The sequence below is a fragment of the Nostoc sp. genome (genome assembly GCF_036917615.1).
In the GTDB taxonomy this organism is placed as follows: Bacteria; Cyanobacteriota; Cyanobacteriia; order Cyanobacteriales; family Nostocaceae; genus Nostoc.
In genome coordinates this window covers 60,841-78,159 of record NZ_JBALCZ010000047.1, presented here as the reverse complement: position 1 = coordinate 78,159, position 17,319 = coordinate 60,841, and the positions used below count along the sequence as shown (strand labels likewise).

The 17,319-nt window shown below is 42.7% G+C and carries 18 protein-coding genes and 4 pseudogenes; 15 read left to right on the top strand and 7 right to left on the bottom strand.

Annotated features, from left to right (window positions below; translation table 11 throughout):
- The first annotated feature begins 714 nt into the window (after nucleotides 1–714).
- The 6 genes from V7K85_RS16290 (at nucleotide 715) to V7K85_RS16265 (ending at nucleotide 6,383) form a co-directional block, all read left to right on the top strand.
- Nucleotides 715–1,092 carry a hypothetical protein gene (locus tag V7K85_RS16290; RefSeq protein ID WP_334814669.1) on the top strand — a complete coding sequence of 126 codons (378 nt, stop codon included), beginning with the start codon at nucleotides 715–717 and terminating at the stop codon, nucleotides 1,090–1,092.
- A gap of 127 nt (nucleotides 1,093–1,219) precedes the next feature.
- On the top strand, nucleotides 1,220–2,167 hold the full coding sequence (locus tag V7K85_RS16285; RefSeq protein WP_334814668.1) for an ATP-binding protein: 948 nt from the start codon (nucleotides 1,220–1,222) through the stop codon (nucleotides 2,165–2,167).
- Nucleotides 2,080–3,246 (top strand): hypothetical protein, encoded by a 1,167-nt coding sequence (locus tag V7K85_RS16280; protein ID WP_442940592.1) that lies wholly within the window; start codon nucleotides 2,080–2,082, stop codon nucleotides 3,244–3,246. Before V7K85_RS16285 ends, V7K85_RS16280 begins: the two co-directional genes overlap by 88 nt.
- Before the next feature lie 235 nt (nucleotides 3,247–3,481).
- Complete coding sequence (locus V7K85_RS16275) at nucleotides 3,482–5,512, top strand: FAD-dependent oxidoreductase (protein ID WP_334814666.1); 2,031 nt, start codon at nucleotides 3,482–3,484, stop codon at nucleotides 5,510–5,512.
- Nucleotides 5,513–5,727: 215 nt separating this feature from the next.
- Nucleotides 5,728–6,054: an ATP-dependent Clp protease adapter ClpS gene (gene clpS / locus V7K85_RS16270; RefSeq protein WP_334814665.1), complete on the top strand. Its 327-nt coding sequence runs from the start codon at nucleotides 5,728–5,730 to the stop codon at nucleotides 6,052–6,054.
- Nucleotides 6,055–6,059: 5 nt separating this feature from the next.
- Complete coding sequence (locus V7K85_RS16265) at nucleotides 6,060–6,383, top strand: DUF2103 domain-containing protein (protein ID WP_334814664.1); 324 nt, start codon at nucleotides 6,060–6,062, stop codon at nucleotides 6,381–6,383.
- Nucleotides 6,384–6,488: 105 nt separating this feature from the next.
- Here V7K85_RS16265 and V7K85_RS16260 read toward each other — a convergent pair whose 3' ends face one another.
- Nucleotides 6,489–6,809, bottom strand: a complete 321-nt coding sequence (locus V7K85_RS16260; protein WP_334814663.1) for a hypothetical protein — start codon at nucleotides 6,807–6,809, stop codon at nucleotides 6,489–6,491.
- 384 nt (nucleotides 6,810–7,193) lie between these two features.
- On the opposite strand from V7K85_RS16260, the gene V7K85_RS16255 reads away from it, so the two are divergent.
- From V7K85_RS16255 to V7K85_RS16235, 5 genes are all read left to right on the top strand, one after another.
- Nucleotides 7,194–7,412 (top strand): hypothetical protein, encoded by a 219-nt coding sequence (locus tag V7K85_RS16255; protein ID WP_334814662.1) that lies wholly within the window; start codon nucleotides 7,194–7,196, stop codon nucleotides 7,410–7,412.
- A gap of 190 nt (nucleotides 7,413–7,602) precedes the next feature.
- Nucleotides 7,603–8,184, top strand: a complete 582-nt coding sequence (locus tag V7K85_RS16250) for a GAF domain-containing protein (RefSeq protein WP_334814763.1) — start codon at nucleotides 7,603–7,605, stop codon at nucleotides 8,182–8,184.
- A gap of 5 nt (nucleotides 8,185–8,189) precedes the next feature.
- The gene (locus tag V7K85_RS16245; RefSeq protein ID WP_334814661.1) at nucleotides 8,190–8,378 is read left to right on the top strand and encodes a hypothetical protein; all 189 of its coding nucleotides are present in this window, start codon (nucleotides 8,190–8,192) and stop codon (nucleotides 8,376–8,378) included.
- A 71-nt stretch (nucleotides 8,379–8,449) separates the two neighbouring features.
- Nucleotides 8,450–8,992, top strand: a complete 543-nt coding sequence (locus tag V7K85_RS16240) for a DsbA family protein (protein ID WP_334814660.1) — start codon at nucleotides 8,450–8,452, stop codon at nucleotides 8,990–8,992.
- Between the two features lie 232 nt (nucleotides 8,993–9,224).
- Nucleotides 9,225–9,899, top strand: coding sequence for an SDR family oxidoreductase (locus tag V7K85_RS16235; RefSeq protein WP_334814659.1), 675 nt, complete (start codon nucleotides 9,225–9,227; stop codon nucleotides 9,897–9,899).
- Here the strand turns inward: V7K85_RS16235 and V7K85_RS16230 are convergent.
- Nucleotides 9,894–11,186: pseudogene (locus V7K85_RS16230) on the bottom strand (cation-translocating P-type ATPase); the annotation flags it as partial. The gene V7K85_RS16235 and the pseudogene V7K85_RS16230 sit on opposite strands and share 6 nt — an antisense overlap.
- Nucleotides 11,187–11,915: 729 nt before the next feature.
- Between V7K85_RS16230 and V7K85_RS16225 the strand changes: the two are divergent.
- On the top strand, nucleotides 11,916–12,437 hold the full coding sequence (locus V7K85_RS16225; protein WP_334814658.1) for a hypothetical protein: 522 nt from the start codon (nucleotides 11,916–11,918) through the stop codon (nucleotides 12,435–12,437).
- Between the two features lie 10 nt (nucleotides 12,438–12,447).
- Here V7K85_RS16225 and V7K85_RS16220 read toward each other — a convergent pair.
- Together V7K85_RS16220 and V7K85_RS16215 are read right to left on the bottom strand one after the other, a co-directional pair.
- Nucleotides 12,448–12,709, bottom strand: a pseudogene (locus V7K85_RS16220) (IS4 family transposase); the annotation flags it as partial.
- A gap of 224 nt (nucleotides 12,710–12,933) precedes the next feature.
- Entirely contained in the window at nucleotides 12,934–13,320 is a 387-nt protein-coding gene (locus tag V7K85_RS16215) for a hypothetical protein (protein ID WP_334814657.1), read from the bottom strand.
- Between the two features lie 211 nt (nucleotides 13,321–13,531).
- On the opposite strand from V7K85_RS16215, the pseudogene V7K85_RS16210 reads away from it, so the two are divergent.
- Both V7K85_RS16210 and V7K85_RS16205 read left to right on the top strand, forming a co-directional pair.
- A pseudogene (locus V7K85_RS16210) lies at nucleotides 13,532–13,891 on the top strand (response regulator transcription factor); the annotation flags it as partial.
- Between the two features lie 39 nt (nucleotides 13,892–13,930).
- On the top strand, nucleotides 13,931–14,527 hold the full coding sequence (locus tag V7K85_RS16205; protein ID WP_442940591.1) for a sensor histidine kinase: 597 nt from the start codon (nucleotides 13,931–13,933) through the stop codon (nucleotides 14,525–14,527).
- Nucleotides 14,528–14,751: 224 nt separating this feature from the next.
- Here the strand turns inward: V7K85_RS16205 and V7K85_RS16200 are convergent, their stop codons facing one another.
- From V7K85_RS16200 to V7K85_RS16190, 3 genes and pseudogenes are all read right to left on the bottom strand, one after another.
- Nucleotides 14,752–15,237 (bottom strand): molybdenum cofactor biosynthesis protein MoaE, encoded by a 486-nt coding sequence (locus V7K85_RS16200; protein WP_334796538.1) that lies wholly within the window; start codon nucleotides 15,235–15,237, stop codon nucleotides 14,752–14,754.
- Nucleotides 15,238–15,519: 282 nt separating this feature from the next.
- The gene (locus tag V7K85_RS16195) at nucleotides 15,520–16,269 is read right to left on the bottom strand and encodes a hypothetical protein (protein ID WP_334814656.1); all 750 of its coding nucleotides are present in this window, start codon (nucleotides 16,267–16,269) and stop codon (nucleotides 15,520–15,522) included.
- Between the two features lie 47 nt (nucleotides 16,270–16,316).
- Nucleotides 16,317–16,430: pseudogene (locus V7K85_RS16190) on the bottom strand (IS630 transposase-related protein); the annotation flags it as partial.
- Nucleotides 16,431–16,722: 292 nt separating this feature from the next.
- On the opposite strand from V7K85_RS16190, the gene V7K85_RS16185 reads away from it, so the two are divergent.
- Nucleotides 16,723–17,256, top strand: a complete 534-nt coding sequence (locus tag V7K85_RS16185) for a DM9 repeat-containing protein (protein ID WP_334814655.1) — start codon at nucleotides 16,723–16,725, stop codon at nucleotides 17,254–17,256.
- The last annotated feature ends 63 nt before the right edge of the window (nucleotides 17,257–17,319 follow it).

Sequence of the window (17,319 nt, the reverse complement as noted above, 5' to 3'; positions counted from 1 at the left end):
ACTGCTCTTGTCTAGTTTCAGCAAGAGGAGTTTTTAATTTAAGTAAAAGTATTGCTTATTAGATATAACTTACTAGTATCTAGTTTTGTCTATGTCGTGGCACTTATGACAAAAATTCAGATCAAACTTCCAGGCGTTTAGGAGATGCAGATATTTTGTAACTCTTGTACCACAAGACTTTATGGAGTTTTCTTTCTTATATCTTCTGCCCTCTGCCTTCTGCCTTCACCATCACCAAAAGCTGACAAGACCCCATTTGGGCTTAATTTTTGTTCAAGTCCTAATAAGCAAAAAGTAAACAACTAAATTTTCGCGCCTTCCTCAAAAGCCTTTTTCAGCAATGCTTTCAGCAGCCAATGCTGTTTACCTTTCTTACGCGGCCGTAGTTAATTCAAACGCTCTTGCATAATTTTCCAATCAATCTGTGATAGATTAGGACTTAGGCATTGACAGAAAAGTCAAAATAGCAGTTACGATTTTCAGCGGTTCTAGCCTGATTTTTCTATTCCTCACCAAGCGCTCGCAACCAACGAACGGGCTTTATAAAAGCCTGAAATAACGTATTTGCGTTGATACACAAGATAATTCGTTTGTACAGTGCGTAAGTCCTATAGATATAAGTGTGAAGCAAGTTCTACTTTAAAAGATGTATGTAATTAGAAAGAAACGGACAACAAATCTACTTCTATTACTTATAATCACTAAGGATTAACTATGGACCCTATCACTACAGTTATTGTGGCTGCTGTTAATACTCTGGGCAAGGGTGTCATCGAGGACGGTTACAATGCCCTCAAAAATGCTTTTAAAAAAAAATTTGGGGAAAAAAGTGACCTTATAAATGCAGTCGATGGATTAGAAAAAAAGCCAGACTCTGAAGGTCGCAAAGCTACACTGCAAGAAGAAGTCGAAATTGCTAAGGTCAATGATGACCCGGAAATTCTTCAATTGGCTCAATATTTACTCGACAAGATAAAAGAACAGCCTGGCGGACAGGAGATAATCAAGCAAACTCAAACCAACACGGTGAGCGGCGTAAATGTTGGTGGAAACTTTGAATTTAAGCCAGTTCAAGAAGGCAAGAAGAGTTAAGGAAGCGGAATCTAACTTTAGATAAAACTTGACCACTTAAACAACGATTAGAAGGGGTGCTGGCTTTAGCTGAACCTACAGCATAAGTTGCCTCTTTGGTCGCTAAAGCATGGGAGATGCCACTACTATGATCGAACCAATTCCAGAGCGCCAATCTCAAGAACAAGATAACCTTGTTAAGGATACTAACATTGGTCGTGACTTGACCTTCGCACCGGTTCAGAACATCATCGAGACTCAGATCATCCAGTCTTCGCTTGAGGTGGTCACGCAGCGAAAACTGAATAAGAATTCACCTTATCAGGGACTCAAAAGGTTTAACTTTAAAGACAGAGATCGCTTTTTCGGTAGAGATAAGCTTATTACTAGATTATTTGAGGCAATGAATCGAAGCAGCCTGAGTTTGGTTTTAGGAGCTTCTGGGAGTGGCAAATCTTCTGTTGTGCGTGCGGGGTTAATTCCTGAGTTGAAGAAATCTCTGGAGTCTCAAATATTTTATGACTTCATCTTTACGCCCAATCAAGATCCCTTTGATTCCCTGTATCGTTGTTTACTCAGTGAGGAGAAGGACTATAGCTTCAGTAAATCGTCAGTCGAGGTTGCCCTAGAAGCAAAGGCAGATACCCTAACTAAAGTGATTAGCACCTTAAAGAAGGAGGAAGAACGGTGGCTAATTTTTGTCGATCAATTTGAGGAATTGTTCACTATTTGTGATGATGCAGACAAACGCAAAAACTTTATTTCAGGTCTTGTCCAGGTTGCCAAGTCTGGGAATAGTTCTGTCAAGATTTTACTGGCAATGCGCTCTGACTTTCTGGAGCAATTTAGTTTCTATCCCGATCTAGGTATTATTGCCAATCAAAATAATATTCATCTGGTGACTGAGATGTATCCAGATGAACTGCGACAGGCGCTCGAGCAGCCAGCACTCAAGCATGGGGTCGTGTTTGAAGAAGGGTTGGTTGAACAAATTATCAAGGTAACTCTATTGCAAAACCTATTGAAGCACACGTATATGGTGTCAGTTCACTGGCTATCAGCCCCGATGGAAAATACATCGTTACTAGCGGTCTAGATGGCAGAGTCAAATTGATAGATTTTCAGCAAAAAACTATTATAGATAAATTTATCCCTGAAAGCGATATTGTTTCGGTTGCTTTCAGTCCGGATAGTAACTCTATTGCCATTGCCCGTGGGAACACTGTGCAAGTGAGAGATTTGGAAGGGAAGTTGATTGGACAACCCTTTTTAGGGCATGACGAGAAAGTTACCTCAGTTGCCTTTAGCCCGCGAGGTAAAGATTATATTGTTACTGGAAGTTGGGACAAAACAGTACGGTTATGGAATCTCAGAACTCTCAACGAAGAAGTTTCTAAATCGGAAGATTATAAAGCTTCGTTAAAACTAGCGTGCAATAGATTACTTTTCCATTCTGTTCTTGTTAAAGCTGAAACTGAAGAAGCTAGAGATGCTAGCAAAGCTTGCCAGAAATACGGCTGGGACAACATCGAAACAGCCCAATTTTTAGTCAATCAGGGTAAAGCAATGGCACGACTTGGCAATCTTGCGAAAGCCGTGGATAGTTTCAAACAAGCCCAAAAGGTCAATTCTAATTTACGCATTGATTCAGAAGCCGAAGCAAAAGCACAACAACAAGCTGCTATGGCTTCAATTGATAGTGAAGAACAAAATAATACTGAAGTAGCTCTACCTACAATATCTAATTATGCAACTTATGGTCAACTGAAGCTCACTGATTTTACACTTAACAACAAAAGTAATGTTATAAGTGTTGCTCCTGGAGAAAAGATTAATGGATCTACTAATTACATTTATGATTGTCCTGAGTGTCAGCCGAGATCTATTAATCAAATTATTGTGGGTATCGTCGGTCAAAATAGCGCTCAAGCCTGTATTTACGATCAACTCGGTACTAAAGGAGCAGGCTCAAATAAATTCACGCTAACCGCACCTAATGAACCTGGAATTTACTACATTCGCTTCCGCTATGCCCAAGCTTATGGATGCGAGCAGGGGGCTTTAGGTTGGTGGCGAGTCGGTAATGAGCCTACTGCTGAAGCCAATATAGGAGCAATTGTTGTGGGACAAGGAGTAGTGTTGCGGAAGCTGTCATCAGGGGCAAAGCAGCCCTAAAGTCTTTCCTGGATAAGCCTTCAAACTTTTCAATGTAAATGGGCACGCAGTAGTGCCAGCTTTTAAAAATCCAGCTTTCACTCTTTTTCTGTACTTGCCCAAAAAGTACCGAATTTTCTATGGGAGTGTGTAAAACTTGTATTTAAATATACTTATTCTTATAAACTTGTGATGATCATTTCCTAGATGCTACCTTCTACAAGGTGACACAGGATTTGGAGTGTTTTTTTGAATCATGAAGCGCAGACACAAAGTAGCTTACAGCTTGACATCGCTAATCAGCCTCAATTTAATATCTAGCTTAGTTGCATTTGATAGAGCGATCGCCACACCACCGAGAACCCCAGACAAAAGTGTCAATTGCGAGATTTTAGTTGTAGGTGGTGGACTATCCGGCGTCGCCACAGCTTACGAGGGGTTGCTAGCAGGACGAACGGTTTGCCTCACGGAAATTACTGACTGGCTAGGAGGACAAATTTCTGCTCAAGGGACATCTGCGTTAGACGAACGCCCAACCCAGCGAGCTCTCAAATTCTATTCTCGCGGCTACCTAGATTTGCGAAACCGGATTGAGCGCAAATACGGTAAACTTAACCCCGGTAACTGTTGGGTAAGTGAATCTTGTTTTCTTCCTCGCGATGCTCACACTATTTTGACCCAGATGCTTAAAGATGCCGAAAAGCGGGGCAAAGGGAAGTTGCAATGGTTTCCCAACACGGTAATTAAGGATTTAGAAATCGCTGCTGATGGCAAAATAATTAATAGTGCGATCGCTATCCAACATCAACCAGCAAAAGGCGCACCACCTCTCAATACTTTTACTTTATCTCAAAGTATTGAAGATTCTTATAGCTACGAAAACTCATCTCGGTTTACTAAAACTATTTTTCGTTTTATCCCCAAGGCAGCGAAAGGGGATGCTCCAAAATGGTACGTCGTAGACACCAGTGAGACTGGAGAAATTATCGCCCTTGCTGATGTTCCCTACCGATTAGGCATTGATGCCCGTTCCTACCTGGAACCTTCTGCTTCTAGCACCAACAACGACCCTTATTGCCCTCAAGGCTTTACCTACACCTTTGCAATGGAGGCAACCAAGGAACCACAACCGCAGACGATGCCCCCATTTTATTCACAATACGCGCCATATTTCAGCTATGAATTAACCCGACTGGCTAACTTTGATTTGGTTTTCACCTATCGGCGCATTTGGAGTCCAAACAAAGGGAAACCAGAAAAATTTGGCGGTATAAATTTTACTGCTCCTACGCCAGGGGATATTTCCATGCAAAACTGGACTTGGGGTAACGACTACCGCCCCGGAACAGCCAAGGATAACCTAATTTATACTCGCCAACAGTTACAAGCTACTGGGCAGTTAAAACCAGGGGGCTGGATGGGAGGACTGCGAACAGAAACCCTCCGCAACGCTGAAGAAAATGCCCTATCTTTCTATTACTGGTTAGTAGCTGGAACTACAGATTCCCAACTGGGGGAGGGTGTAAAGCAGCAGCAAGCCAATAACCGCTTGTTGTCAGGGCTAAATTCCCCAATGGGGACAGTGCATGGCTTATCGAAATATCCCTATATGCGCGAAGGACGGCGCATCATTGGCCGCCCCAGTTGGGGGCAACCCGAAGGCTTTGGTATTTGGGAAATTGATATTTCTCGCCGAGATTACAATGATGAGTATTACTCCAAGACTCTGCCAGCAGATATGTATCGTAGACTACGAGCAGCACTTGCAGGTTTGGAAGCAGTATCAGTAATTGACGGTAAAGTTTCACCAGACAAAGCAATGCGGCGGACTCGTTCTACCGTCTTTCCCGATGCTGTGGGTATTGGTCACTACGCTATAGATTTCCATCCTTGTATGGTGAATAGTCCCCCGGAAGCCCCTGGTAATACAGAACATCCAGGTGAAAGACGTGGTGCTGGCCAAGCTTATCCCTTCCAAATTGCTCTGAGGGCAATGATTCCCCAGAAAATTGACAATTTGCTGGTAGGAGGCAAAAGCATTGCTACTAGTCATATTGCTGCTGCTGCCTATCGGGTACACTCTTTTGAATGGTCAGCTGGCGCAGCTGCGGGAACTGTTGCTAGTTTTGCGCTCAAAAATGCGATCGCACCTTACCAACTAGTCGATGACTTACCCAAACAAGAGCCACAACTGGAAGCACTCAAACGGCTTTTGCAACAAAATGGTAACCCGACAGCTTTCCCAGATACATCTATTTTTAACGAAAACTGGGATAATTGGCGATAGGGGCTGGGATTGGGTATGGGGCATTGGGGAGCCACTGCGTTGGGCGATGCCGACTTAAAGCAAGTGGCGTCATTGGGGCATTAGTTATTCTCCCTTGTCCCCCTTGTCTCCCTTGTCTCCTCATCTCTCTACTCCCCAGTTCACAGTCCCCAGACAATGGACTAAACTAATTGTTTGTAGTGTAGTTTTGTAAAATTATCTTGACCAATTGTTCTATGGTTACGACACTTTCAGCAGATGTTTACGGGATGGCCACAGCACCAAGTATAGCTCCTAAACAGTCTGATCAAGTTACCCGTAAGACTTATCCGAATTACAAAGTGATTGTATTAAATGATGATTTTAATACATTCCAACATGTGAGTGAATGTTTGATGAAATATATTCCCGGAATGAGTGGCGATCGCGCGTGGGATCTGACTAATCAGGTACACTATGAAGGTCAAGCGATCGTCTGGGTCGGTCCCCAAGAACCTGCGGAACTCTATCACCAGCAGCTGCGCCGAGCAGGTTTGACAATGGCACCTCTAGAAGCAGCTTAATTATCATGGGCAAACCCACCGTAGATCCCCTCCGAGCGGCTTCGCAAAAAGCTGGCAGATTGGTTTGGAATCACTCGACACACCTTTCTGGTCTCATTCCAATTTTAGAACGTCTTTGTCAGCAGGATGGCATCCAAACAGTGACGCCGGGAGTGATTGGACGGTCAAAAGGTCATTGTCCAAAAATGCAACTGCGTATTTCAGTACCAATTCGCGGCGGCTATAAAGTAATTGCACGGCAGGGGAAGACGGTACAAGAGGTGTTTATTTTGACCCCTTTGGCGCAGTCAGAACTGGAAACGGCATTAGCGATCGCGATGAAATCTTAATCATGCCCAATTCCCAATCACACCAGTTGCTATCATAGCGGGAACGCTAAGAGCGAACAAGTCGGGAAACCTGCCCTTCGCGCCTGGCTCCCCTATGCCCCATGACTATTCCTCAACACGGTGGACTGCAAATTTGTGTAGTGGCAGACTAACAATGCAAGAAAAAGTTAAAAAATATGACAGAGCAGTAGTTATTCTCAAAGTCATTATTACAGATTCCCAGTCGGGTAAAACTATTTTCTCTATACCAAAAGCTACACAGTAAACTAGCCAGTAAGTAAAGCTCATTCTAAATAGAATCTGCTCTGTTACTTCCACATCATTTTTTTGCTGCTTACCGTCCCACAGTAACACCAGTCCAATAATGCAAGCTACAAAGGAAACAGCAACTACAAATTCGTGACAAAATATATTTAACGAATGCATTTGTGTTTATCCCCACATTTTTCAGTTGAAATTCAGTCTAAAGGAATATTCCTTGCACAAATACAAAATATTTACAAACCTCAATAGAGTCATCCAGATGTAAACAAATACAACAAAAATTGTTGTTTTGCAAATCTAGATATTTTTAATGAAAATTAAATATTTTTGTTAAGCAGGCGATTGCAGATTGAAGCAGGAAATATCAATTCTGGGGTTCAACAAGCGATCGCGCTGCTAACAATTCCAGAGTTTCTAATCCGGTTTTAGTAGCCATTGACGCTCAGAATCGCATTTTATTTTAACTAAAGTTAGGTCAGCAGCCTTCTGGTTATAAAACAGCACAAAAAGCCCTGAATCGATTTCTTGAAGAAATAAAAAGAATTGTTGACAGTTTATGATTCAATCCGGTTTAGTTCAAGCCAAAAACCTGAAAAATGTGATCCATTGGATCACATTCTGCCGACTACCGAACGCCAAGTCAGACCTATGACTTGGCTGGAACCCCACGAACAACAAGAAGTGTGGCTAACAGCAGTTGAAGTTACTGGTGGGAAAGTTCCCACAGCTAGAATCGTCAAAGACGTAGTTCAACGGATCATGTAACGCACAAAAGTACCAAACACCTAACAAATTGGCGAAGTTTGCCAAATTTTAGCCAAGGACAATCCCGAACTCAGAGGTAGAGGTGGGTGGTGGGCGCGGTAAAATTGATAGCATTCAACTGGGTCTTCAAGATGTTTCGGCTCAGTTTTAAATTCCTCAAAAGCTGTATGGACGAGACAAAGAAGTGGCTATGTTACCAGAACGAATTGAAATTGCTAGATTAAATTTAATCGCGGATCAGAAAGCAAAAGCAGCAATCGCTTTCGATTTAGAGGCAGTGCTGAAAGCATCTCAGACGATTTCGAGTGAAATTGAACTGGATCAGTTGCTCCATTCTTTGATGCAGATATTAATTGAAATTGCTGGCGCGCAAACTGGATGCTTGATTTTAGAACGGTTAGGAGAATGGGTAATTGAAGCATCGACTGAACTCAACGGTTCTGATGTTGAGAATGCCTACACCACACAGGTGTTGCAATCCGTTTCAATAGAAAATTGCTTACCTAAATCAATCATTCAGTATGTAATTCAGACTCATGAACCTGTGATCTTAAATGATCCAACTCGCGAAGGTAATTTTATCCATGACTCCTACATTCAGCATAACCAAATTCAATCCATCTTCTGTTTACCGTTGGTGAAGCAGGGCAAGCTCGCCGGTGTGCTGTATCTAGAAAACCAATTAGCAACTGGAGTATTCACACCAAAGCAAGTGCAAGTGTTGCATCTGTTATCGACCCAAGCAGCCATTGCAAAAAAGACGGCACAGTGATAGATGTGGAAATTACGTCTAGCACGATTGTTTGGTCAGGAGTGGCTGCTCGATGTGTTCTGGTGAAAGACATTACTGAACGCAAACGCACCGAACGCCTGCTTTTTAATTACAACCAGACGTTAGAGCAACAAGTTGCAGACCGAACGGCAGCTTTACAGGAAAGCGGACAAGCGCTGAAGATTTCCATATAGTAAATTCATGCTTGTTGCAGAGTTTAACAAACTTATACCGCAGCATCGCTTTTTTTAAATCGACTGAATGGATGGATCAGCCAGACTATCCAAATCAATCGCTGCTGGCGATCGCTCCCGACGATCACTGGCAAGGTGCAATCGATGCACCTACAACCTTGATTGAGTATGGAGACTACCAATGTCCTTATTGTGCAGAAGTTCACAAGATGATTAAAACTATCCAACATCGACTCAATCATCAACTCTGCTTTGTGTTTCGCCACTTTCCTCAAAGGCAGTTTCATTTCCAGGCGCAAAAAGCAGCCGAGGCAGCCGAGGCAGCCGCCACCCAAGGTCAGTTTTGGCAAATGCACAATCTTCTGTTTGAGCGTCAGAGATTCCTCAATGATGGAAATTTATTGGAGTATGCCAGCGAGTTAGGGCTGGATCTCAATCAGTTTCTACGGGCGATCGCTGAACACCAGTATGCTGACCGAGTCGCTCAAGATATCTACAGCGGCAATCAATGTGGAGTCACTTCTACCCCCGCCTTGTTTATTAACAGAAATCGCTACAACGATGCTTGGGAAGTTGAGCGATTGACCACAGCCATTCAGAACCGAGAGATGTAATAGACATCTGGGAAAATTAATTAAATTATGCGTTCGCTCAAACTCTTGTAGAGACGCGAAATTTCGCGTCTCTACATTCTTTTCTGGAGATGTCTAATCGCGCTTTGCGAACAGCATTTCGCGATCGCATACTCAAGCACTCTCTAGCTGATCCAATTTCTGTGGGAGTGGTAGATTTGTTCACCCTAAAAAGGTGAATCAAGTGTTCTCTAAATTATAAGAGGTTTATGTCATGAAAATTGTTGTCATCGGCGGTAGTGGGCTTATTGGTAAGAAACTCGTGAACGGGCTACGTGAGCGCGGACACGAGGCAGTGGCAGCATCCCCTTCTGCGGGAGTCAATGCCGTCACGGGTGAGGGACTCACTGATGCGCTGGTGGGCGCTCAAGTTGTTGTTGATGTCACGAACTCACCGTCCTTCGAGGACGGGCCGGTATTGGAATTTTTCGAGAAGTCATCCCGGAACCTGCTTGCAGCAGAGGCGATCGCGGGTGTAGATCATCACGTTGCGCTGTCGGTCGTTGGAGCCGATCGCATCCCCGAAAGCGGTTACATGCGTGCGAAAGCTTCTCAAGAGAAGCTGATAAAGTCTGGAGGAGTACCTTATACAATCCTTAGTGCCACGCAGTTCTTCGAGTTCATGGGTGCGCTCGCCCAATCTGCCACCGATGGGCAAACGGTTCGCTTGCCGTCTGCCTTTATACAGCCCGTCATGTCAGATGACGTAGCTGCCGCGCTAGTCGATATTACCCTGGGAGAACCCGTGAACGGCATGGTTGAGCTAGCGGGTCCAAACCGATTCCATTTTGACGAACTCATCCGCCGATTCCTGAGCGCAAACCACGATCCCCGTCAGGTCGTCACAGACGCCCACGCCCGCTACTACGGCACAGAACTGAACAATTAATGCTCCCTCGGTTGGGGTTCCTACCACGCTCCACTGTCCGTCTTGCCATTCAATGCGAGAATCATTGCAGAGTAATCCCGCTTCTAGGCATTCTCGAAGAGCAACATGTCCATCGGCATTGAGATCAACGGTCTGTTGATTGATCAAAATTTCACCGTCTGGGGCATAACCAATACCACTCACAGCGTAGTGTTTATTACCTGTATAAATTGCCTGAACCGTCATTTGATTCTCGGTCAACGTCCCAGTTTTGTCAGAACAGATAACAGTTGTACTTCCCAATGTTTCAACAGCGGGCAGTTGGCGAATAATGGCGTGTTGCCGTGCCATTCGGGAAACTCCGAGCGCCAAAGTGACGGTGACGATCGCAGGCAATCCTTCTGGAATCGCGCTGACGACCAGAGCCACACTCGCTTTGAAAACATTAATCAAAGACCCACCCTGTCCTAATCCGACTGCAAATGTCAGGGCAGCCAACCCTAAGATGACGTAAAGTAAGGTTTTGCTAAACTTGTCGATTTTTCGGGTCAGCGGTGTTTTCAACCCGGTGCTGCCTTCAATTAACTGCGAGATTCGACCCGTTTCGGTGGTATCTGCGATCGCTACGACAATTCCTTCTCCTTGTCCAAAGGTGACGAAACTTCCCGTATACGCCATATTGCTTCGTTCGGCTAACGGTGTTTCGACATCCAACAATTGGGTTGCTTTCTCAACCGGAACGGATTCGCCTGTTAAGGCAGACTCGTCAACTTGCAACCCACGTATACTTAACAACCGCAGATCCGCAGGCACTTTATCCCCAGATGCCAGCAGTACCAAGTCACCCGGAACAAGCTCAGTTGAAGCCAGACGAGTTTTTTGACCATTGCGAATCACAGTTGCTTCGGTAGTGACAGCTTTGGATAGAGCAGCGATCGCCCCTTTTGCTTTCGATTCTTGAATGTAGCCAATGATCACGTTAATCAGTATGACAGCAAAAATTACTCCTGCATCTATCCAATCTCGCAGCAGCAGCGTCACTATTCCCGCCGTTAGCAAAATATATAGTAGTGGTTGATTAAATTGCTCTAGAAATCGTAGCCAAGGACTTTTTCCACCCTTACCACTTAGTTGATTTGCACCTATCTGTTGATGCCGCGTGGCAGCTTCTTCATGGGTCAAACCTGCTTCTGGATGGCTGGCTAAAGTTTTTACAATCTGTTGTTCAGCGAGAGTATGCCATTCATAGTTGAGTAAATCTTTTGTTGTTTGGGCAAAAGAATTTTTCGCGATCGTATTTGTTGCCATCTCCGTCTCCAAATTAAAAAAACCGTTTTCTTGAAAGCGTTATTTATAAAAATCTTTTGCTAATAGGATTTACGCAAGAACTCTAGTCGATCGCTGACTGAAGGGGCAAAGCTTACCGTTCAGTTTCAACCTCCGGGTACAGATGGCATGACCTTTCGACCTACAGTGCTTACGGTGGAACCCAATCGCAAATTGCGCTGGCTATTTCACTTTTTGATACCAGTATTTAACGGCTATAAAAGAAAAGTTACAGCATTATATAAAGCTTGTATAAACTTAATTTTTGCTTGATAATTGATGTCTTTAGCTTACATATAAAATTAAGTTATGTCTTTTTCAGTCAATCATATATCACAAAATTATTTCTGCTAGAAGAAGAAATTGCGTTTTTATCAAGAATAAAACAAAAGTTCACAAGATATCGAATTTTAAATAAGCGAACAAAATACATCTCTGCGAAGGATAAATTTTCGTTGATAAATATTTATACATATATTTAAATGTATTAGATTTTACAAAAATTCACATGTTGAAGATTAGGTAAAGCAGTTTTATTGACTTTGGAATAGTGATAAAAAAATAAGTGTGTTAACTAAGCTAAATAAAACACTCGAAAAACTAATTTAAATAAGCTGTTTCAATTAGTTTTTGTAAATTCTTCAAGTTCCTCAAATTTAGCCTTTAATTTAAAAGTGTCAACAACCAACGCAAATCACAAAGAGTAAAATTATGTCTGCACAACGAGCTAAATTTTATAATACGCTTGTTACAACTATTGCATTTATTGGCATCGGTCTTCCCCTCAACAGCCTGCTACTCGATAAGGCAGCAATGGCACAATCTTTAATACCTAATAAGGCAACTTATGGTCCAGTGACACTGAGTAATTTCACACTTAACAACAACAATAGTAATGTTGTAATTGTTAATCCTGAAGAAAAGATTAATGGATCTACTAATTATAATTACCTTGTGGGGGGACAAGCGGGATCTATTAATCAAATTATTGTGGGTATCGGAGGTCAATATAACGCTCAAGCCTGTATTTACAATGGTTCTACCCAAGGTTCCGGCTCAAGTACATTCACGTTAACAGCACCTAATGTACCTGGAATTTACTACATTCGCTTCCGCTATGCTCAAGCTTATGGATGCGACCAAGGGGCTTTGGGTTGGTGGCGAATCGATAGAGTGCCTACTCCTGAAGCCAATATAGGAATAATTATTGTCAGAGAGCCTACCGCAATATAATAGTGACAGGTTAAGAAAACTGCGCTTTTGTCAAGTGGGTATTGGGAAAAGGTGATAAATCTATTTTGGGTATAGGTTTTCGGATGGTTTTGACTACCCTTAAATCTTGATTTTCAGCGGAAGCAAAATATTTCACGTTCATCTGTCGCCTTGCCTTTGTTATAAGCAACGCTGAAATGGTACAAACCTCGATAGACCATTTCTAAAGAAATACGATCAAACGGTAGTTCCAATTCCGGGGCGATCGCGTCACCTAAATCGACCAAGATAGAGTTGTGTCGCTGTATATGGTCAGCGATTGCACTGCATCTTTTTGGGTATGGTGTCATTCAAACTCCTCAAGGTTTGTTTGACACCTCTACCACTACTAAATATTTAAGCAAAATTCCTGATTGACAAATAATACATAGCCTTAACCTGTCATGAATGATGTTCGCCAAGGGTTTGAAGCCATAAACCAAACATTGAAAACCAAGGCGGAACACATTTATTAATGTTAATCTACAATCTCATAGCGCACTAACTTCCTCACATCCTCACGAGGTAGCCCTAGTTCTTCGGCAATTGTCGCTTCTATCTGGCTAAATTCTATCGTTGGCAGTTCTAATTCCAATCGCTTCAGGATGGGATCTGCTGTTTTTACTTCAACCTGGGTAATTTTCTGAGTTCGGTTGACAGCAGCGTTAATCAGCAATACGTTGACTGATACCCGTGCCTCCAGTTGGGTATCTGACTGAAGTTTTGTCTCTGTAGAGTAGGATTGGCTTAACTGTTGAGCAGCTAGGAAACTACAGCCTAGCCAAAACACAACCGCCACCAGTGGCAAAGGCAACCAAAACTCTAATCCCAGTCCTCGCAGCCAACTTTTGCTAATCCGCCACACACTACACTTGCCTCTGATTTTGCCAAGTTATACTTACAGCTATTTTCAGGTAAATAGACCATGCGGTAGGGGCACAGCAATGCTGTGCCCTTACGACAGATGTGGTTCAAATACATTAAAACTGCTGTAATCACACATTCATTCTGACTGATGAAAGAAGTTCACATTGCTTCAATGCATTATTATTAATAAGCTCAATTGCACAAAGGTGATGAGAATCTTACTGGTCGAGGATGATCCGAAGCAATTAATGCCGCTGCAAACGGTTCTCTCCCAGGCTGGACACAAAGTTGATGGTGTCAAGGATGGTGAAACCGCTCAATGGCTTTTGGCTGAAAAAGAATATGACCTGTTGATTTTGGATTGGATGTTACCTCGGATTAGTGGGGTAAGTTTGTGTCAACAGTATCGGGCTGCCGGGAAAACCGCTCCCGTCTTAATGATTACGGCCAAAGATACCACACCTGATAAAATAACTGGATTAGATGCAGGAGCAGATGATTACCTAGTCAAACCAATTGATATTATGGAGTTCATGGCACGGGTGCGGGCATTGGGAAGGCGATCGCCCCTGTCTGCGATTTTAACCAATGCCCAAGTCGGGCTACTAATGGCGGCAGACCGTCCCCAGATTCATCCCTCACTGGAGAATATCATCGATAGCGCAAAGTCGATGAGTACCTTAGTTAATAATTTACTGCTGTTGGCTCGGCATCAAGGACAATTACCTCCAGAATCTCTCAAAAAGGTAAATCTGAATAGCTTGCTGGAGAATTTAGCTATTCATTACACTACTGTTGCTGCAAAAGAATCGCTTAAGTTGATCAGCCATTTACCAGAACAACAAATTGAGTTGTGGGCTGATCCCGATTTGCTCAGGCAAGCAGTCGAAAACTTGCTCAACAACGCCTGCAAATATACTCCGTCTGGGGGAACAGTCTGGTTACGCTTAGAACCTCACTCAGATCGAGTCGTGATTCAGCTGATCGATACCGGAATTGGCATTCCAGAGGCAGATTTACCTCACATTTTCAATCGCTTCTACCGAGTTGATACAGAACGGGCAAGAGAAAACGGCGGATTTGGGTTAGGATTGGCGATCGCTCAACAAATTGTTGAGGCTCATGGCGGTCACATCTATGTAATGAGCAATGAAGGTAAAGGCTCGACGTTCCAGATAAAATTACCGCTTAGGAGCCATTCTTAAATCACCTTTTCACCGACGACTATAGTACTATCTTTAAAAGAGAATCTGCGATCGCTGACAAGATTCTCACATTGAATGGTAGTGGCGATCGCAGCGTCTATGTCTGCCAGAATGCTGCGGTTTTTTCTGCAAATGGATCAATGTCATCCAGCAACTAGCGCAGCACACATCATAGTTTGCTAATTGCTGGATGAATTGCTGCGTGTTCAATAATCTCGGAAATTTTAACAATTTTCTGCTGATGTTTCACAAGCGCCAATACTCACCCAGCTGCTAGAACCATCTTCCCAATGTTCTTTTTTCCAAATGGGGGCTTGGTGTTTAAGAGTATCAATAGCATACTGGCAAGCTTCAAATGCCTCCCTCCGATGAGGACAACCCACTGCTACTAAAACGCTAATTTCTCCAACTTGCAAACGTCCGGTGCGATGATGAATCACTACCCGATTCACATCAGACGTAGATAAGCGAATATCAGCAGCAATTTGATAAAATATCCGCAATGCCATCGGTTCGTAAGCTTGATACTCCAGAGCAATTACAGGTTTACCATCAGTTTGATTGCGAACCACGCCACTCATCATAACCACAGCACCGTTGGCTGGATCGTCAGACTTGGCATAGATTTCTTCAATAGACAATGGTGCAAAGCTAATGGCAAAACTATCTTCGGCTCTTGGTTTAATAGCAGAGGCAAGTGTAGTCGTCATAACTGCGTTGATACTATGTAGGCTTTTTCTATTGTCTCTAAACAAAACGCTACTGGTGTATATTTAGTTGCTCTTAGTAATACTTTTAAAATAGATTTGACCACAAATTGTCAGGTAGGTATTACCCACAAAAGCCTATGTGATGGACATTTGAGATATTGGTGGCAATGCTCAACGCCAGTTGTTTTACTTAATGACTGGAGTTTAGACTAAGCAATGCAAAAAGACCCAGCACTGCTGAGTTAATAAGAAACTGGCAGAGAGTATGAATAATCTTTGATATTAAACAGCTACAGATGCTTCTTTCCGAGGTGGAGTTGCTGTCTTTTTAACTGTAGGGAAACGGTTTTTACGTAGACGAGGTTTTCCTGGTGTCCAGCCTGGGGACTTTCCGCGAGGTTTAGGTGGAAGGGCTGGAGTACCAATGACCGCGAAAACTCCTCCCATTGATTGAGCAACTCTTCCAGGGGTCAAATTATCGATTGATTTCTGCCAGGGTAAAGGGTTGTCAGTGACGATATCACGAGCTAACCACAACTCCCAAGTCATGAAAGGCATTAAGTCACTCCAGCGCTCACATTGTTTAGGAGTGCCTAGCTTCGGAACAGTCCAATGTAGACGTTGCTTTAAAAAGCGATACCAGTGGTCAATGGTAAACCGACGCAAGTAAAGCCGCCAAACTGACTCTAAGGGTGGTATTTGCTCTCCCACCCAAGCTAACCATAACCACAAAGGTTTTGATACCCTCAAGTTACCCTGAATGTCAAGACGTTCAACTCTGAACAGTGACATCGGACGTGTTGCCGCTTTACGGAAATGCAGATTTTTCCATAGGCTAACCCGTTGTAGTTTCGGATCATCTACCTCGAAGACAGATGCAGTTTTACCCCAGGTTGTTGGTTCATTCAACTTGAATTTATCACCATGTTTCTTGGGACAGCCCAAACCCTTATAAGCTCCTGGTTCGCCCCATAAGCAAAGATTTGAACGCAACCGTACAAGAATGTCACATGGAATGTTGGCCGTCTTCAAAATGAAAGGAGCGCAGCCATATTCACTGTCCCAAACTGAAATTGGTCTTGTACTGTATTCTTACTTACCTTGAATCTTTCTGCTACTTTCCGAATAGATGTATTTCCCGTTTCGTAAACGCTAATAATTTTCTTCCGCAGGTCTACTGAGTAGGGTTTCATCTGATTTTTTACTTTTATCTTCTCAACTACTGTACCAAACCGTTACACAAAGTGCTGTAAGCATCTTGGGCTTAAAGTACATTCCTGTTTCATTGCTACCAGAACCCCTAATGTAACTTTTTATTTTTCTTTCAAAAACGCATAATCAAAAATGAAAATATTAAATTGAGTTTTTAATAAGTTGAATATTTTCAAATATTAATTTATTATTCACCAGCCTCCGAAAGCTTGATTTATTTTCTGATTTTTCTAAAATTCAGTGACAACTGTATAAATAGGGAATTTATAAAATATGCAATTGAAAGTTATCGCAAGAAATTTAATAAAATTAAATCGGATCGCTACACTCCTAGCAGTTGGAATAACAGTTTCTACAGGAGTACCTGCATTAGCTTATTCAACAACTACGGATGTACCCAATACTTCTGGGCATTTTATTAAAGGTGGGACTAATCTTGGTAATACATTGTATATTTGCACTGCTCAAGTTAATGGGCAGGATACACCTGGAAAATACTATCCACCAGATCAAGCCTGCTACGTACCTTATGGAGGTAAAGAATTTTCCTTCATTAGCTCCATCACCTTCTACAAAAGTGATAACTGGAGATGGATAGCTTTTCAGGACAAGATCACTAATAAGAATGTTATTGGTGGCATGGATAATGATGACCCATTATATTTTTGCCGAGCAAAAATTTTCACAGGGGAGTATACACCAGGGAAATACTATTCACCAACTAAAACCTGCTACGTTCCTTATGGTGGACTAGAATACCAATTCACATACGGTTATTCAGATTTCCAGATTCTAATTGCAAACTAAATTAACTAGCTTCCAGACTGCCTAAAAAAAGCCACTAAGCACGTCCTACCCAATCAATCAATC

Coding starts and splice junctions, on each gene's coding strand:
- V7K85_RS16285 (WP_334814668.1), top strand. CDS start 1,220: ATGATCGAACCAATTCCAGAGCGCCAATCTCAAGAACAAGATAACCTT.
- clpS (WP_334814665.1), top strand. CDS start 5,728: ATGGTTACGACACTTTCAGCAGATGTTTACGGGATGGCCACAGCACCA.
- V7K85_RS16225 (WP_334814658.1), top strand. CDS start 11,916: ATGTCTGCACAACGAGCTAAATTTTATAATACGCTTGTTACAACTATT.
- V7K85_RS16250 (WP_334814763.1), top strand. CDS start 7,603: ATGTTACCAGAACGAATTGAAATTGCTAGATTAAATTTAATCGCGGAT.
- V7K85_RS16185 (WP_334814655.1), top strand. CDS start 16,723: ATGCAATTGAAAGTTATCGCAAGAAATTTAATAAAATTAAATCGGATC.
- V7K85_RS16260 (WP_334814663.1), bottom strand. CDS start 6,809: ATGCATTCGTTAAATATATTTTGTCACGAATTTGTAGTTGCTGTTTCC.
- V7K85_RS16290 (WP_334814669.1), top strand. CDS start 715: ATGGACCCTATCACTACAGTTATTGTGGCTGCTGTTAATACTCTGGGC.
- V7K85_RS16275 (WP_334814666.1), top strand. CDS start 3,482: ATGAAGCGCAGACACAAAGTAGCTTACAGCTTGACATCGCTAATCAGC.
- V7K85_RS16240 (WP_334814660.1), top strand. CDS start 8,450: ATGGATCAGCCAGACTATCCAAATCAATCGCTGCTGGCGATCGCTCCC.
- V7K85_RS16235 (WP_334814659.1), top strand. CDS start 9,225: ATGAAAATTGTTGTCATCGGCGGTAGTGGGCTTATTGGTAAGAAACTC.
- V7K85_RS16205 (WP_442940591.1), top strand. CDS start 13,931: ATGGCGGCAGACCGTCCCCAGATTCATCCCTCACTGGAGAATATCATC.
- V7K85_RS16265 (WP_334814664.1), top strand. CDS start 6,060: ATGGGCAAACCCACCGTAGATCCCCTCCGAGCGGCTTCGCAAAAAGCT.
- V7K85_RS16200 (WP_334796538.1), bottom strand. CDS start 15,237: ATGACGACTACACTTGCCTCTGCTATTAAACCAAGAGCCGAAGATAGT.